At 37.0% G+C, this 16,483-nt stretch carries 12 protein-coding genes and 1 pseudogene; 1 reads left to right on the top strand and 12 read right to left on the bottom strand.

Annotated elements, in window-relative coordinates; translation table 11 throughout:
• Positions 1-10: 10 nt before the first annotated feature.
• From TTE_RS01540 to TTE_RS01495, 10 genes are all read right to left on the bottom strand, one after another.
• Complete coding sequence (locus TTE_RS01540; protein WP_011024778.1) at positions 11-763, bottom strand: ABC transporter permease; 753 nt, start codon at positions 761-763, stop codon at positions 11-13.
• Positions 760-1,482: an ABC transporter ATP-binding protein gene (locus tag TTE_RS01535; RefSeq protein ID WP_041587265.1), complete on the bottom strand. Its 723-nt coding sequence runs from the start codon at positions 1,480-1,482 to the stop codon at positions 760-762. The genes TTE_RS01540 and TTE_RS01535 overlap by 4 nt, the downstream gene beginning before the upstream one ends.
• Before the next feature lie 100 nt (positions 1,483-1,582).
• On the bottom strand, positions 1,583-2,545 hold the full coding sequence (locus TTE_RS01530; protein WP_011024776.1) for an acyl-CoA dehydratase activase: 963 nt from the start codon (positions 2,543-2,545) through the stop codon (positions 1,583-1,585).
• A 6-nt stretch (positions 2,546-2,551) separates the two neighbouring features.
• On the bottom strand, positions 2,552-3,649 hold the full coding sequence (locus tag TTE_RS01525) for an acyl-CoA dehydratase activase-related protein (protein WP_011024775.1): 1,098 nt from the start codon (positions 3,647-3,649) through the stop codon (positions 2,552-2,554).
• Between the two features lies 1 nt (position 3,650).
• Positions 3,651-4,634, bottom strand: a complete 984-nt coding sequence (locus TTE_RS01520) for an acyl-CoA dehydratase activase-related protein (RefSeq protein WP_011024774.1) — start codon at positions 4,632-4,634, stop codon at positions 3,651-3,653.
• 51 nt (positions 4,635-4,685) lie between these two features.
• Complete coding sequence (locus TTE_RS01515) at positions 4,686-5,270, bottom strand: TetR/AcrR family transcriptional regulator (RefSeq protein ID WP_011024773.1); 585 nt, start codon at positions 5,268-5,270, stop codon at positions 4,686-4,688.
• Positions 5,271-5,468: 198 nt separating this feature from the next.
• On the bottom strand, positions 5,469-6,641 hold the full coding sequence (locus tag TTE_RS01510; protein ID WP_011024772.1) for a M20/M25/M40 family metallo-hydrolase: 1,173 nt from the start codon (positions 6,639-6,641) through the stop codon (positions 5,469-5,471).
• Positions 6,642-6,737: 96 nt separating this feature from the next.
• Positions 6,738-9,269: a transglycosylase domain-containing protein gene (locus tag TTE_RS01505; RefSeq protein WP_011024771.1), complete on the bottom strand. Its 2,532-nt coding sequence runs from the start codon at positions 9,267-9,269 to the stop codon at positions 6,738-6,740.
• Positions 9,270-9,385: 116 nt separating this feature from the next.
• Positions 9,386-10,558 (bottom strand): iron-containing alcohol dehydrogenase, encoded by a 1,173-nt coding sequence (locus TTE_RS01500; RefSeq protein WP_011024770.1) that lies wholly within the window; start codon positions 10,556-10,558, stop codon positions 9,386-9,388.
• A 356-nt stretch (positions 10,559-10,914) separates the two neighbouring features.
• The gene (locus TTE_RS01495) at positions 10,915-12,198 is read right to left on the bottom strand and encodes an IS110 family transposase (protein WP_011024769.1); all 1,284 of its coding nucleotides are present in this window, start codon (positions 12,196-12,198) and stop codon (positions 10,915-10,917) included.
• A gap of 536 nt (positions 12,199-12,734) precedes the next feature.
• Between TTE_RS01495 and TTE_RS01490 the strand changes: the two are divergent.
• A pseudogene (locus TTE_RS01490) lies at positions 12,735-13,975 on the top strand (IS110 family transposase).
• Positions 13,976-14,231: 256 nt separating this feature from the next.
• Here TTE_RS01490 and TTE_RS01485 read toward each other — a convergent pair.
• Both TTE_RS01485 and TTE_RS01480 read right to left on the bottom strand, forming a co-directional pair.
• Positions 14,232-15,539 (bottom strand): acetamidase/formamidase family protein, encoded by a 1,308-nt coding sequence (locus TTE_RS01485; protein ID WP_011024768.1) that lies wholly within the window; start codon positions 15,537-15,539, stop codon positions 14,232-14,234.
• 203 nt (positions 15,540-15,742) lie between these two features.
• On the bottom strand, positions 15,743-16,483 hold the full coding sequence (locus tag TTE_RS01480; protein ID WP_011024767.1) for an SIS domain-containing protein: 741 nt from the start codon (positions 16,481-16,483) through the stop codon (positions 15,743-15,745).

Raw genomic sequence — 16,483 nt, 5'->3', positions numbered from 1 at the left:
TTGAGGCAGGCTAAAAGGCCTGCCTTAGTTGATGTTGTTTTGTAAAAAATGTCCTGTACGTCAAAAAAGTCACTGTGAAACAGGATATTGCAACTGTCGATGCCAGCATAAAAGTAACCATTATCTGATATTTTACAGCCGTAATCGGATCTACTCCTCCTAATATAAGACCTGTCATCATGCCAGGAAGTTGAACAATACCTAATGTTTTCATGCTGTCCACTGTTGGCATCATTCCTGTCTTTATGCTCATCTTTATTACTTTTTGAGCAGCCTGCCTGGAAGTAGCTCCTAAAGCAAGGTAGGCCTCTATCTCTTCCTGCCTATTTTTTATCTCATCTTTTAATCTGGATACAGAAAGCCCGGAAGCCACCATAGAATTTCCTATTATCATACCAGATACAGGTATAACCTGTTGAGGCTCAAATTTGATGTTTCCAAACAGTATAAGAAGTGAAAGTGTTACAGCAGCGCTTACTGCAATGGAAAAAGTTACATAATAAAAAATTCCTGGAATCTCTTTCCCTCTCTTTGATGCATTGTGCCCAGCTACAAGTATCATAACCGCCACCATCGCCAAAGTAAAAAGAGCATTATTTGCTGAAAAGATATAGTGAAGTATATACCCCACAACCATAAGCTGGAAAACAGCCCTAGCCGTTCCTATTATTATCTCCTTTTCAATGCCAAGCTTTTGATAGTAAGAAATGAAAATCGCAACAAAAACAAGAGAAGAAGCAAAAATCAAAGAGCTAGTACTCACTTTATCATCTCCTTTAATTTTCCTTCCAAAAATAACTTTGAAACCTCGCTTACAGGATTTTCAAAAAATTCCCATGTTTTTCTCGCCTCTATTAGTTCTCCCTTGTAAAGAAACAAGGTATAATCTCCTATTCTCTTTGCCTGTTCCATGTTGTGGGTGACCAATATGACCATAATGCCCTCTCTATTAAGCCTTTTAATTAGTTCTTCTATTATGCTGGTAGAAGTAGGGTCAAGGGAAGAGGTAGGCTCGTCCAAAAGAAGTACTTCAGGAGAATTTGCAAGGGCTCTGGCAATGGAAACCCTTTGTGCTTCTCCTCCTGATAGATTGTTCACATCTTTAAAGAGGTAGTCTTTGCTCAATCCAACTGCTTCAAGGTAAAAAAGCGCATCTATGTTTTTCTCCCCTCTAAGAGAAGGCCCTAATTCAATATTTTCTTTTACCGTACCTTCAAATAGGAAAGGCCTTTGAAATACCATGCCAATTTTTCTTCGTAAGAGAATTACATCTATATTTTTGTATTCAACACCATTTATAAAAATAGCTCCTTCTGTAGGTTCAATTAATCTATTGATCAATTTAAGCATTGTAGATTTTCCTGCTCCAGACGGCCCTACTACAGTGTATATGCCATTTTTCTCGAATTTAAAATACACATTCTTTAAAATGTACTTTCCATCTCGAAAGTAATTTACATTTTTAAGCTCTATTTCCACAATACCACCTCCTTGTTGTAACAACTGTTACATTTAATTAAATTTTACCTCTTAGCCATAAAAAAATCAATCAAAAAATAAAAAGGGGGTTATCCCCTCATTTTCATATTACAGAATTTGAATATCTCCCACATCTATCTCCTGTCATAGCAATTATCTTTCCATTCGCCTTAATCTGTATTATTTCGCACTCATTGGGACAAGCTTTGCATATAAAGGTGGTGGTTTCAAATTTTTCTCCCGATACATCAAAACCTTTAAACTTGGTAGGTCTACCTGTCCTCTTTACCTCTTCTTTAGCAATCATCGCAATCCCTATAGCACCCATTATATCATAATGTTTAGGCACTATCACCTCATGACCTACCTCTTCTTCAAAAGCCTTCCTTATAGCAATATTCGCCGCAACTCCTCCCTGGAACACAAAAGCGGGTTTTAATTCTCTTCCTCTTACTAGATTATTCATATAATTCCTCACCAAGGCTTTTGACAGTCCTTTTAATATCTCTGCCTTACTAAAACCGTACTGCTGTTTTGATATCATATCCGATTCAGCAAAAACTGTACATCTTCCAGCAATGCGAACCTCTCTTTTCGCAGTAAGAGCAATCTCTCCAAATTCCTCAATCTTTATCCCAAGCCTTTGGGCCTGGTGATCCAAAAATGACCCTGTACCAGCAGCACAAACAGTATTCATAGCAAAATCAGCTATTGTGCCATCATTTATTATGATCAGTTTCGAATCTTGTCCCCCGATTTCAAAAATAGTGCTGACATCTGGGTGAAAATAAATTGTAGCAGTTGCATGGGCAGTAATTTCATTTTTAACCACATCAGCCCCTAAGACATAGCCGATTAGCTGTCTACCGCTTCCAGTAACACCTACTCCACCTATCTCTTTGTCAGGCAATTCATTGTGCAATTTCTTAAGCTCTTCCTTTACAATATCAATAGGCTGTCCTACATTTCTGACGTAGGACCTAAATAAAATATTGTTATCATTGTCAATAGCCACAACCTTAATGCTCACTGATCCTACATCAACACCAATGTACACCTTTTCCACTTTGTCCTACCTCACTATCCTTTTTTTACGTTTTTTTAACCTTATGACATCCAAAAAAGCTTCTATCCTAGTCAAAGTATTGGCAATAGCCATCTGTTCATCTATCGATAAAGTCAAGATTGGGTAATCATATTCTCTCTTTATCTTATTTATTGCGCTTTCAGTAATAAGTTCAGGAAGGCATCCAAAGGGCTTTAAGTGAATAACTCCGTCAAACCCTCTGTCCATAAAATCTATTATGGCACCAACAGATTGTTTGGCATGACCGCCAATTATTATTTCTATGTACTTTTCTCCTTTTTTCAAAATTTGATGCTCTTTTTCTTTGTAGGAAGGTAGAGGAATTAAATTAAAATCAATCCACTCTGAGATATAATGAGACCTCTCAACTTCCGCGCCGTATGTATTTAAGACTTCTTCTATATTGCCATTTATAGAAGGCTCCATTACAACATATATTTCTCCAACTATTCCAATTCTTATCTTCTCTTCCTCTGGCACTTCACACACCTTTATGCTGTTTAATCTTTCAATAGCTTCTTTTTCTACCCTTCTTACATCCTCAGAAGATTCTATTTTTCTGTATTCCTCCATTATCTCGTGCCATGCCCTTGTAAACTCTCCCCTGTTGCATTCATAAGCTCTCTTTACTTCAACTATTTTCTCTACTTTGTCCATAGATTTAGCCATATCATATACAATTTTTGCCACCTTTAAAACCTTTCCCCATGAATTCTTCCCTTTTATTTTCTTCACATTGTCCATAAAAGTCTTTATATCTTTCTTAGGCTCATCAAATATAATAAATTCAACATCATAACCCATATTTTTAAGTATTTTCTTTTGGGCCTCCCCGTAATAACCCGCTCTACAAGGTCCGTTTCCTCCTGATGTAACTATGGTATCTGCTCCCATTTCCAAAGCCTCAAGATATGTACCCAAAATGACCTTTAAAGGAAAACATGCAAATTCGGGACTGTATTTTACACCGTAGTCTACAGTCTTCTGAGAAGGCCGTGGAGGAGTTATTACTTCATGACCCAAAAGAGTAAACAGCTTTTCGTACATATAGGGGGAGCCCATGTAGGGAAAAGTAATTTTCATCCTACACCACGCCTTTCGCCTTTTCCTCGGCTTTATATTTTTTCATCCTTATCAAATCAGTAAAAGCCTCTACTCTCGTTATAACGTGACTCTCTCCAGTCTGCTCATCAATTCTTATTGTCATAAAAGGTTTTTTATTCTTTTCAGAATCTATCGTCAAAAAAGGTTCAAGAATAGAATCCGGTCCGCATCCAAAAGCAGTCAAATGAATAATTCCGTCAATATCATCTCTCTTCATAAATTCATAAGCCGTTCCTAATAGCATATTTGTAAATTCCCAAAACATGTTTTTCCCAAAATTTCTCAGGTTTTTGTAGATCACCTTTTCATCCATCATATCAAAAGTAACTACTTTTACATTAAGCCTTCTAAAGACACTAAATATGTCCATATTTACAAATCTATCGTACACATTGTACACATAACCTAAAAGCCCTATAGTTATATCACCATCGTATTTTTGAGGTTTATTACTTGTCAAAAGCTCATTTATATCGTACCCTTCCTTGTTTAACCTCCGAAACTTAAGCCATTCTTCTCTTGCCTTTGCTAAAGCTTTCTTTAAGTCCTTTTTACCAATTCCAAATTTTTCTATAAATATGGTATAATTGTGAAACTCAGAAATATCTAAAGTCTTTGAAACTATATGGTGAGTAAGAATCTTATCTTCAATTCTATCAAAAAGACCTTTTATCATATCGGGAAGACCCATGAATTTTGGACACATAAAAATTCCTTTTCTCAAACTTACAAAGCGGGGAACGTATATGTAATCTACTCCTTTTTCTAACAAATTAAGAACATGGCCTGTATAAACCTTCATAGGAAGGCATATTTCAGCCACAGCTTCCTTTACGCCAATATCCAATATGCTCTTTGAAGTATCGTCAGAAGTGACTACCTCAAAACCGAGACTTTCAAAAAGGGTTTTCCAGAAAGGGTAATAAAAATAATACATCAAAGCTTTAGGAATGCCAATTTTCATTAATCCTTCTCCTCTCCCAGCACCTTACTATACTATATATTTTACACCACATCAACTACTTTTCGCTATTCCTTTTACAAAAATTTCAATGCTTCTACGGACAAACTCATCATTGCTGAAGCCAATCAACTTTCTGCCGTAAGAAGCTTTCATTAGTATAAAGCCAAAATTTAACGATAAAAACGAAAAAGCCAGTAATTCAAAATCATCATTATTTAACATGCCCTTTTGATACATTATCTTAAAATATTCAATTAAAACATCCTTGAAACCTTTTGGAATCCTTATCAAGTACTCCTTTACCTCTTCAAAAATCTCTGGACTTCTCAAACCTATCATAATTTTAGCTTTATCTTCTGTAAAATTCTTGTGATACTCTTCAGCCAACATCAAAAGGTCTTCTTTTAAATCCCATTTACACTTCTCCAATATCTTTTTATCCATGGGTTTAAGTAGTTCCAGCTCTTTCAAAGCATAAAGGACTATATCTTTTTTACTTCTAAAACACCTAAAAATTGTAACTTCATTTACTCCTGCCTCTTCTGCAATATTTCTTGTAGTTGTAGACCTATACCCCTTTTCAGAAATTAGTTTTAAAGTAGATACAACTATCTTTTCCTTAACCGAATCACCCATCAAAACACCTCACAACATTTATGCAAGTAATTGCTTACAAAAATATTATAGCATATCTATATAAAAATAAAAATAAGCTAGCGCCACCTATTTTATTTTTTGACTTACTTTTATAATAAGCATCTTCTTTTGTTACATCATTCAAAACATATCCGCCTCTTGTAGCAAAAACTATCTCAAGTTCTGGGTTAAATCTTTTTATCTCTTCTCCAGTTCTCTTGCTACTTTCATCAAATATTCTTTAAAAAATTCCTCCTCATACAAAAGAAGGTCTATATCTACATTTTCTATTGTATCTGTATGCCAGTGATAATTTCCTAGCCTTCCCTTTTCATCTTTTGCAAGGAAGGCTATAGCATCAAAACCTGCTGCCATGACAGGTAAAGCGTCTGTCGGAAGGAGCAAGTTTTTCATTCTCTGCACTTTTCCGCTATACCCTTTTTGCATTTCCTCAGCTATATCAAGTAACATCTTTCCTGCCTTTTTATAAAAAATCATTCCCTCTCCTTCAAGATACGTAATCTTACCCGTTCCTAAATTGTCAAGAATTATAAATTGCGTATCTTTGGGAAGGCTTTTAGCATATCTTTTTATAAAATGTTTCATACCCCTTTCTCCCGTTTCTTCGCTGCCTGTAAATAAAAATACTACATCAACATTTCCGGGAAATTCATCTTTATGATTTATATAATACTCGGCTAAAGCTAATGCTAATGCAACCCCCGTTCCATTGTCGTTAGCACCCTGAGTGTACTTACCCGTTATTTCACACAAAGCCATAAAAATTATGTTGGCAGTAACAATTATAAGGCCAATTATGAGAAAAACAGTTCCTAAGGGTTGAAATTTAAATACATTAAACAGTATTCCAATCGGAACAAGCCCAAAACCTACATAAGAAATATTATAAATTAACCCTAAATAGTCTACAATTTTAGGGTGAAACATTACACTCGCTCTTTGAGTATCATAGTGAGCTGATACAATTATTCTTTTTTCTTTGCTTTCATCAAATTTCGTAAAAATATTTTGGGACAAAAATCTCGGCATAATACTCGTTTCAACCGGAATACCGCTTACCTCTAATAATAGAAGCATTATTCCGAAAATGCTCAAGAAAAATGCTAATGCATTCACTATACCCCCATACATTAGAGAAAGGAGGGCAGAAATAAATAGTAAGATTGCAACTTGTAACGGCAACATGTAGAGATTATCCCTTGTAGTCTTAAATGTCTGCCTTTCTACTTTATAACCCATGCGCTCAAGCTCTCTTAAAATGTATTCAGCTGCCTGCCTTTCATTTTTAGTAGCAGAACCTCTATGCCTAAATTGTACTAGTTCTTCTAGATACTTTCTACTATCCTTCAAACTAAAAGCCCCCTCTCACAAGCTCTTTACATTAAATATACCACAAAATTTCAAAAGAGCCCACCCTCTACTTGGAGTGGACTCTTTTGATATTGCTCAAGGCTTGCTATTTTTAGGAGGAAAGATCTTTTCCAGAGGGTTACTTGACGTATTATTGTTGTTATTCTGAGGCGGATTCTGTGTAGTACCGTTATTCCCTCCATTATTGGGAGGAGTATTCCCGGGAGGCTGTTGTATCTCATTCGGAGGCTGAGATGGTGGATTTTGCGTATTCTCTGGCGGCAACACTTCTCCCGACGGTGGTTGTGCTGGTGGAGGTGTGTCGTCATAATCCTTTGGCACCACATATTTGCCGTCTAGCGCCACAGCATTTTGCTCAGGAGTCCTGCCTGGAGGGTCAATGAACACAGCCTCTTTAACTAAATCTGGTGGAGTAAATTCTGTCGCCAATTTGCCATTTTGTGAATTAATTTTTGCCAGCACATGGACAGTACAGTAGGTAGTGGGTTGCGTGCCTTCTGCAAAAATTTCAGTATAGGTTCTGTCGCCTCTCAGGTCTTGATGGCACAGGTCAGTTGGAAGCTCCCCAGAATCTTTGCACACTGTCACAGAAATAATACCTGGAGGTCTTTCAAAATCTTTGTAAGGCAAGCTTTTGTGTATCTCTGCCATGACTGTTCTCCATAGCATGGCTGGATAGGAGCCTCCTACAACTCCCCTCCCTCCATATATCATAGGAATGTTTTCCCCTGTACCCATCCACACAGACCCAACGTAGTAAGGAGTAAAGCCTGTAAACCATGCATCGTTGTAACTTTCATTTGTACCTGTTTTACCTGCCACCGGCATATTAGGCAACCTTGCATTTGTACCTGTCCCGTATTTCACTACGTCCTGCATCATACTTGTTAAAATGTATGCGTTCTGTGGCGTTAAGACCATATGCTGTGAAGGCTTGTTTTCCAAAATTACTTTTCCTTTTGAATCAGTGACTTTTGTAAAAGTGATAGGAGTAGTATATACTCCTCCATTGGCAATGGCACCGTAAGCTGCAGCTTCCTGTAAGGGTGTAACTGCGCCTCCCGCTCCTAATGCAAGAGCAGCAGGAGAAGAGGCAACATCTTTTGTTACAGTAAGTCCAAATTTCTTTCCATATTCCGCTGCAGTATGAAGTCCAATCATTTCTACAACTATCCTCGCCGCAGGAACATTTTCGGAATAAGTTAAAGCCTCTCTAAAGGTCATAAGCCCTCTGTACTTCCCGCTTTCGTAGTTATGGGGCTCCCAGTTCCATTGTTTATAAAAAACAGGGACATCATCCACAACAGTAGCTGCCGTATAACCTTTCTCTAAAGCAGGTCCGTAAACTGTAAGAGGTTTTATAGAAGAACCAGCTGGTCTTCCACCTTGTGTTGCATAGTTAAATATCCTTGTCTTACCTTTAGTCTCTTCTGTTTCCCTGCCTCCTACAATTCCCTTTACCTCGCCAGTCTTCCAGTCCATTACTACCATTGCACCTTGAACTATTCTCGTATTCCCACTTCTATCCTTTATATCAGGAGGGAACAATTTTGGATTTTTAAAAGCTTCTTCCATTGTTTTTTGTATTTGCAAATCCATAGTAGAATAAATTCTCAAACCCCCGTTGTATATTTTCTTTATTGCCTCATCGTGGGAAATGTTAAGGTGCTGAGACAAAGCATCTGCCACATCATTTATAACTTGGTCAATAAAGTATTTATGCTCATAAGTGGTAAAATTGGTTTTCTTGAAAACCAATTTTTCTGAGATTGCCTTTTCATACTCTTCTTTTGTTATATAGCCTTGTTCCAGCATTTTCTTTAACACTAAATGCTGCCTTTCTGTAGCGGCTTCTAGATCAGCATAAGGAGAATAACGGGATGGATTCTTTGTAATTCCCGCAATCATAGCACATTCCGCAAGGTCTAACTGGCTCACATCTTTGCCAAAATAAGCTAAAGAAGCTGCCTGGACACCATAGGCATTCACATTGGGACCGCCTAAATAGATGGTATTAAGATAAGCTTCCAGTATCTGTTGCTTTGAATATATCTGCTCCAATCTCCAAGCCAAAACCATTTCCTGTATTTTTCTAGTAATAGTTTTTTCACTGGACAGCATGGTGTTTTTCACAAGTTGCTGTGTAATAGTACTGGCTCCCTCTACAGGCTTTCCTCCCGCCATAATATCTGCAATAAGAGCTCCAATAATTCTCTTTGGGTCAATTCCTAGTTTGTTCTTATAAAAACGCTGGTCCTCTATTGCCACAAAAGCATTTTGCAAATTCTTGGGTATTTTCTCTATTGGAACCCACAGCCTGTTATCAGCACCATGAAGTATTGCTACTCTCTGCCAGTTACCATTTTCGTCTTTTGCATAAACAACAGAAGACTGCGCCTGAGACGTCAAAGCTTCCTGAGAAATTGGAGGAGTATTTTTAATTATAGCCAAGACTTTTCCGCCGATTGCCCCAACCGCTGCAAAAAACAGAATGAGAAAAGCAATTCCAACCCATTTGAAAAAAAGCTTAATGGAGCTTTTTTTCTTTTTTTCACTATTCTTTTTTCGCCGGCTTCTTTTTAGGTTTAAATCGCTATTTTTGTCCATACTGATCCCCCATAAAATTATGGTTTATCCAATCATATTGATTATATCATAAATTATATCACTTTTTTATGTCCAAATTGTAACAAAAAAGAAAAGTCAGCTAAAAATACTGACTTTTACCTCGCCAACTCGTAAATTTTTATTATATCTTCTTTATTAAGTTTAACAAAATCTCCTATTGTCCTGGTTCCTCCCTTTGTACACTTGTCAGCCATCTCTTCAAACCTATCGTCCGAAATGCCTGCCTCTTTCAATCTAACTGGAAGTCCAATCTCTTTAAAAAATTCTTCTGTTCTTCTAATCCCTTCCAGGGCAATTTCTTCTAAGTTTTCGTACGGCAAATCAACGTCCCAAACTTTTACAGCAAACTGAACAAATCTATTAATGTTATTTTTATAAACATACTTCATCCATGCAGGAAATACAATAGCAAGGCCTGCTCCATGAGCAATGTCGTAAATAGCGCTTAGTTCATGCTCAATTCTATGTGATGCCCAATCTCCTCTTCCTCTTCCAGTGTTAAGAAGGTCATTGTGAGCAATTGTGCCGGCCCACATAATCTGCGCCCTCGCATTGTAATTAGCAGGGTCTTTTAAAACAATGCGGGCATTATTTATCACAGTCTTTAATGTAGCCTCGCAGAGTCTATCAGTCAGCTCAACTCCTTCTTCATTCACAAAATACCTCTCCATTATATGTGCCATAATGTCAGCAACACCACAGGCAGTCTGATACGGCGGAAGAGTGTATGTAAGCTCTGGGTTCATAATTGCAAACTTAGGCCTCAAAAGTTCATGGTGGAAACCTATCTTATACCACCCATCTTCATTTGTGATAACTGTAGCATCACTTGCCTCACTGCCTGTTGCTGGAATGGTAAGAATCACTCCCACAGGAAGAGCTTCTTTCAATTCTGCTTTTCCTTCAAAAAAGTCCCAAACATTCCCTTCATAAGGCACTCCCATTGCGATAGCCTTTGCAGTGTCAATAACACTTCCCCCGCCAACAGCTAAAATAAAGTTGATATTGTTTTCTCTAACTAATTTTATCCCTTCCTGTACAAGGCCAAGTCTAGGATTAGGCTTTACCCCTGATAGCTCTACAAATTCAACTCCCTCTTCTTTTAAAGCCTTTACGACTTTATCGTACAATCCGTATTTCTTTATGCTTCCTCCACCATAGCATAACAATACTTTGTTGCTATAATTTTTTACTTCTTTCCCAACTTGCTCTTCTGTCCCTTTTCCAAAGATAATCTTTGTAGGACTTGAAAAAATAAAGTCTTTCATCAAGACCACTCCCTATCTCAATATTTTGTAATTAGCTCAATCAAGCTTGAAAAATCTCATTTTTTCACTAAATTTGAGCTCTTTTTACCTTTTTCAAATAAAGCCTTTTTAAAACAACACAACACCTCCCTTAGGCAACTTATTTCACGGTTGCCTTTTATTAGCATATTTTTATGTTTTTTTACTTAGCCCTCGGCTACCCTATCATGTCTCTCAGGGTCATGCCCTTAATTACATTCCTTCCTCCTGCCTTTGAGGGCTTTTGGGGAGCTTCTTACTCGTATTCAGGGTCTTGCCCTTATGGGGGGTACTACAGCTTCCCCAACCTTATTTGCTCTAAATTGATTTGTTGCCCCCTAGGCTACTAATTCCTTTATTTGCTTCATACGATATTCTCCAAGTACTTTTTGTGAATCGTATTTTTCTTTCTTCTTAGCAAGCGTAAACATAACTCTTATGAGTTTTATTGAAATCGCAATTAATGCTTGTTTCTTCTCTAAAGGATTTTCTCGCCTTCTTAAAAAGTAGTTGTAAAGTGCTTTAAATTCTTTGTTTTTGGCTACTAATGTCAGGCTTGCTTTGTATAGAAGATTTCTTAACTCAGGACGCCCTCTCTTTGATATCTTGGTCTTCCCCCTGTGTTTCCTTGATTGGTTATCCGTTATGTTTAATCCCCCAAGTTTCTGGATTTGTTTATAGTGTGTGTATTTCCCTATGTCCCCTACTTCTGCTAAAAATCCTGCTACTGTTATTACTCCTATGCCTGGAATGCTTAACAGATATTCTGCTATGTCTATTTTTTTGAGCAGTTCTTCCATAGCTTTTTCTATGGTTTCTAATTGTGTTTTTAAAAATTCTAATTCATCAAGGTAAATGTTTAAACGTATTTGTGCCCCTTTTATCCCTTCTTTTACACCTATTGACTTTTTTGCTGCTTCAATGAGCTTTTCTGCCCTTTTCATGCCTACCCTGTTATTAGTGGCTTTCTTTAGCTGTTCTGCTATTTCTTCTTTGCTCAGTTTAAGTATTATGCTGGGAAATGGACAGTTCCTCAATATCCATAAGGCTGCTTTCCCCCACAAATTCTTGAATACTTCTTCAAATTCAGGAAAGTATTCGTCTAATATTGCAATAATTTTATTCTTTACACTGTTTAGTTTCTTTATTAACTGCTTTCTTGCAACTGAAAGGTTTCTTAAATCTGCATATGTGTTTTGAGGTAAAAGACAGTTTAGAAATTTCCCTTCTTTTATTAGTCTTGCAATTATTAACGCGTCCTTTCTATCGTTTTTTGATGGACTGTTGTCCTCCTCTTCTTTCCTTTGTTTTACGTGATATGGGTTTACTATCACTACTGTATATCCTTTTTCTTTTAAAAACCATGCAAGTGGCTTCCAATAATGACCGCTTGGTTCGAAACCTATTAATATTTTTGTTGCTTTCGATTTTTCTTTGGCTTCAAGTATTTTGGATACTAGACGTTCATATCCATCTATGCTATTATTAAATTTGAAGGGTTTTATTACTTCAAGTCCTATGTGATTTATTATTCTTGCATAATGGGTCTTTTTAGCTACATCGACCCCGACAAAAATTATATCAGAACTGTGGACTAAAAGTAGTTTTTGTACTTTGTTCATGTGTATCACCCTCCTGGTTATTGTTTTTCCTTTTCACTTTCTTTTTTACCAGGAGGGTTTTATTTTTGCAAAGGCTGTTTTAATTTATTACAGGAATGCTCGTATAATATGATTGTAATCCACATTAAAAATTTAATAATAAACACACAAATTAAATCCTTAAAAACCATTTTTACCCTGGTAAAACAATCTCATAATTAAATTTCTCATTTTTATTTAAATGGTCCTTTGTCTCTGATAAACTTAAAAGTAGAAGGTCCCTTTTAAGTTTACTGAGGTATTTTTGACTCACTCCTGTGGCATGCTGGTAAAGCAGCATTACCACTCGGCAAAGACTGAACCTCTGGAGTTATTTGAGTAATACATACTCGTTTGTTGTGCCTCTTTAGCTTATCTGTCCATCGCTTGAGCATCGATGGTCAGGCACCCTATAAGCTAAATCTGAGCACTAATCACGGCGAGGGTGTATTACAAATAACTCTCAGAGACAAAGGACCTTCAAAAAACTTTTTGCAAAAAGGAGCGTGAATTTATCCATGAGCTCTACACTTATTGTGGGCATTGATATCTCTAGCGAATTAAATGCTGCTTCCTTTATTGATGAGGCCGGTAACCGCTTAGTTAAAAAAGCTTTATTCTTCCCCAATGATTTAGATGGCGCTCAGCAGCTTATAGATTTCACTATCTCTCTTGCTCAACAGTTCAATATTTCATCCATTAAATTTGGCATGGAAGCTACTTCACACTATGCCTGGCATTTGCATACTTTCCTGGCTTCTTCTCCTGAACTTGCTCCCTTTAATCCTCTATTCTACGTCATCAATCCTTCTATCATTAAATCTTTCAAGGGTGCTTATATCCATCTCCCTAAAACAGATTCTGTTGACGCAACTGTTATCGCTGAATGTGTTAGATTTGGTCAAGTCAAACCAACTCCGCTGCCAGATTTAAGATACGCTGCATTGCAAAGACTCACTCGCATGTGTTATCATATTGTCCGCAGTCTGGTCCGCGAAAAAAATCGCGCCCTAAACCTTATTTCCTTCAAGTTCTCAACCTATCCTTCAGAGTGCCCTTTTAGCAACATATTTGGTAAAGCTTCCTTAGCTATCATTGAAAATTTTACTCCTGATGATATTGCTTCCATGCCTCTTGATAACCTTATCGACTTTATTGTGAAAAACGGCAATAACAGACTCTCAGACCCTACTCAAATCGCCAAAACTTTAAAAGCTGCTGCTAACAGAGCTTACAGGCTTCACCCTGATCTTGCTGAAGCAAACGACTTAGCTCTTTCTATGACACTTGAAAATATTCGCTTCCTTGAATCCCAACTTAAAAAGCTTGACGGCAAGTTTAAAGACAGCTTAAAGCTTTTAATCAAACTCTAACTACTATCCCCGGCATTGGGGACGTCCTTGCTGCTGGTATCATCGCCGAAATTGGAGATATCAAAAGGTTTAATAATGAAGCTGCTCTTGCCAAGTATGCCGGCCTCATCTGGAATAAATACCAGTCTGGTAATTTCAATGCCCAGGATACTTCTTTGGTTAAGTGCGGTGATCAGTACCTGCGATACTATCTTGTTGAAGCCGCTAACTGTGTTAGGGTGCACACAGTGAGGTTTAAAGAGTACTACAACAAGAAGTATCGCGAGGTACCTAAACACCAACATAAACGTGCCCTCGTCTTAACTGCTAGAAGATTAATCCCTCTGATCTTTGCAATGCTCAGCAAAGGTCAAATATATCAAGAAAGAGGTGCTGTTAGTATTTAAATACTCTTTTGTTAAAAATTAATAACGAACTCTATTTTGGAACTTCCAATTCCATTTATTGGCATGTTGGAAGAAGGGTATTTTTTTGTCTTTTTGCCCTTTAAATGCCTCAAAAATTTTTTAATTACCCCCTTGACATTTTACCGTTTGTCTTTTTTACTTTAAAAAATTCAGAAACTCTCTAAAAAAATTATACCATGAATAAAAAATAAAACAAAAATGCCCCAAAATCTATAGGGGCAAGGAATTAAAAAAATCAATTTTCTGCTTTTGTATAATGCTTTTTTACTATATCCAATATACCCTTCTTTTCTAAAATTTCTACTGGAACCAAAAATGTAACTGTAACTACCCCTGGCAATCGCCCTATTTCAATTGAGCCTGTTATGGTAGCTCTGTTCAAAACTTCTGGTAAAGGCAATTCTAAAAATTTTGCAGCTCTTTCTAAACCATTGTTTACAGCTTCATTCAAATTTGCTCCAGTACCTATGAAAGAAAGCGGATATGATTTCTCTAACGAATCGGCTCCCCACTGGTTTGCTAATTTCTTAGCTTTTTCAAGCTCTTCTTCTGTAAAAGGACGAGCTAAATATGGCAAATCTTCAAAATTAGGTAACAATATTGGCCCCTCTATTTTCAAACCTTTTAATACTTTCACTCTAAGTGTAACTATCCCAGCAACATCAGTAGTATGGCCTGCTATCTCTCCATCCCCCTGCATCGCGTGCATATCACCCATATACACTCCAGCACCTTTTACTTTAACAGGGGCAATAACTACTGCTCCTTTTCTAACTCTATTTATATCCATATGTCCATCCGTTCTATGTCTTTCTAATTCTTCTTTAGTAATAGCATATTCATGTTCAGCGCCTATCAAAAATGTGCCAAAATCTCCTGCGTTATGAGAGTCCGGCATTTTTATAGAAGGCAATGTCCCTAACTGTCCTAAAAAAGGCCTCATTCGTGAGATTACTCCTACCAGGTCATGAGGTGCCAAAGTAACTGCAGGATTTTGAGCAGAATTATGAGGTATCCTCATATATTCTCTTCCATTTGCTGCTATTTTTTCTGCAGCCTCTTTGCCTACAGTTACTCCAATATTTTCTTCTTTATCTAAGACCATAGTATAACCATGTTCAAATTTAAATGGAACTACATCTGCTCCACAATTAGCACAGCGTATAGAATCTGGCCCCACACCTTCTATAACAGTTTCTGGATATACTGTGCCACAGTTAGGACATTTAGCAGCTACAAAAGGATCGCTTATATATCTTCCTTCTATTACCTTTTCTTTACCTGAAGCTGTAGCAATTGATGTTACCTGAATATCTTCAATATATATTGCTACTGCATCACCAACTTCTGCATTTTCAACAAAAACCGGCCTAGTAACTTCATGCCCTCCTTTTAGCTTAGGAGTAAGCATTGGCCCCCAACACCCCGGCGCAGTATTAGCTATAATGTATCCTCCATCCTTTACTGCTTTTATCATTTCTTTTTCAGGATCAAGAATGCCATCGGTAAACTCATCCACATATACGACATTTCTCGCTTCCATACTCCTAACCCCCTCAAATTATTTTCATAAAATCCATACAATCTATACATTTTCAATTATAACTTAAACTCACTCTAAAAGTCTAGTTTAAGAAATAAATCTTTTAAGCATAACTATATCAAAAAAGAGAGCCTTTTGGCTCTCAGAAGTTTTTTTCTCTTTACTTCAAGTATATTTTAGTAAAAACCTTCCTTTACAAATGTTTACAAATGCCTTAGTCTTTTTTTATACTTCTCAATCAACTTAAGATTGTGCTCTTCTGCTCCTTCGATATTGCCACTTAAAAAAACAGGCGGAGACATATTTTTCTCCAACATATTGGTAATTATTTCAGCCTCGAGCATATTTAATATAACGGTATTTAATACCGTAGAAAGAGGTGAGAAAGAAATTTTTATATCTTCTTTTTCAACTGTCAATACTGCATCCCCATAAGGACCGCAATTGTCAATTACGATATCAGCTACATCTTCAAGAAATTTGCCTGACGAATGTCTTGAGAAAGTCTTCTGCTTATATTCTGTAGAAGTCAGGGCAACAACATGTAGTCCTCTTCGCTTAGCATCAATAGCAGCTTCCACAGGTGCTCCATTTCTACCTGAATGAGACACAATAATAATACATTCTCCCTTTCTCAATTCATATCTGTCAAAAATTAACTTTATAATCTCTTCATTTCTCTCATAATAAGAGCTTTTTAGGGCTCCTTCATGAAGCATTAACTCCGAAGGTAAGATAGCATTTACACATGCAAGTCCTCCAGCCCTGTAAAAAAGTTCTTCTGCGGCCATGTGAGAATGGCCGCAGCCAAATACATGAAAAACACTGTCTTCACTTATAAGTGATTCTGTTATTAAATGTGCAGCTTGTTTAATTTTTTCCAACTGGGTGCTTTTTATTTTTTCAATCCTTTTATAAATTTCTTCAATATACAAATCCAACAA

Origin of the sequence: Caldanaerobacter subterraneus subsp. tengcongensis MB4 (genome assembly GCF_000007085.1) — a bacterium.
Lineage (GTDB): Bacteria > Bacillota > Thermoanaerobacteria > Thermoanaerobacterales > Thermoanaerobacteraceae > Thermoanaerobacter > Thermoanaerobacter subterraneus.
Note: the sequence above shows the minus strand (reverse complement) of the source record. Positions and strands in the feature narration are given on the sequence as shown.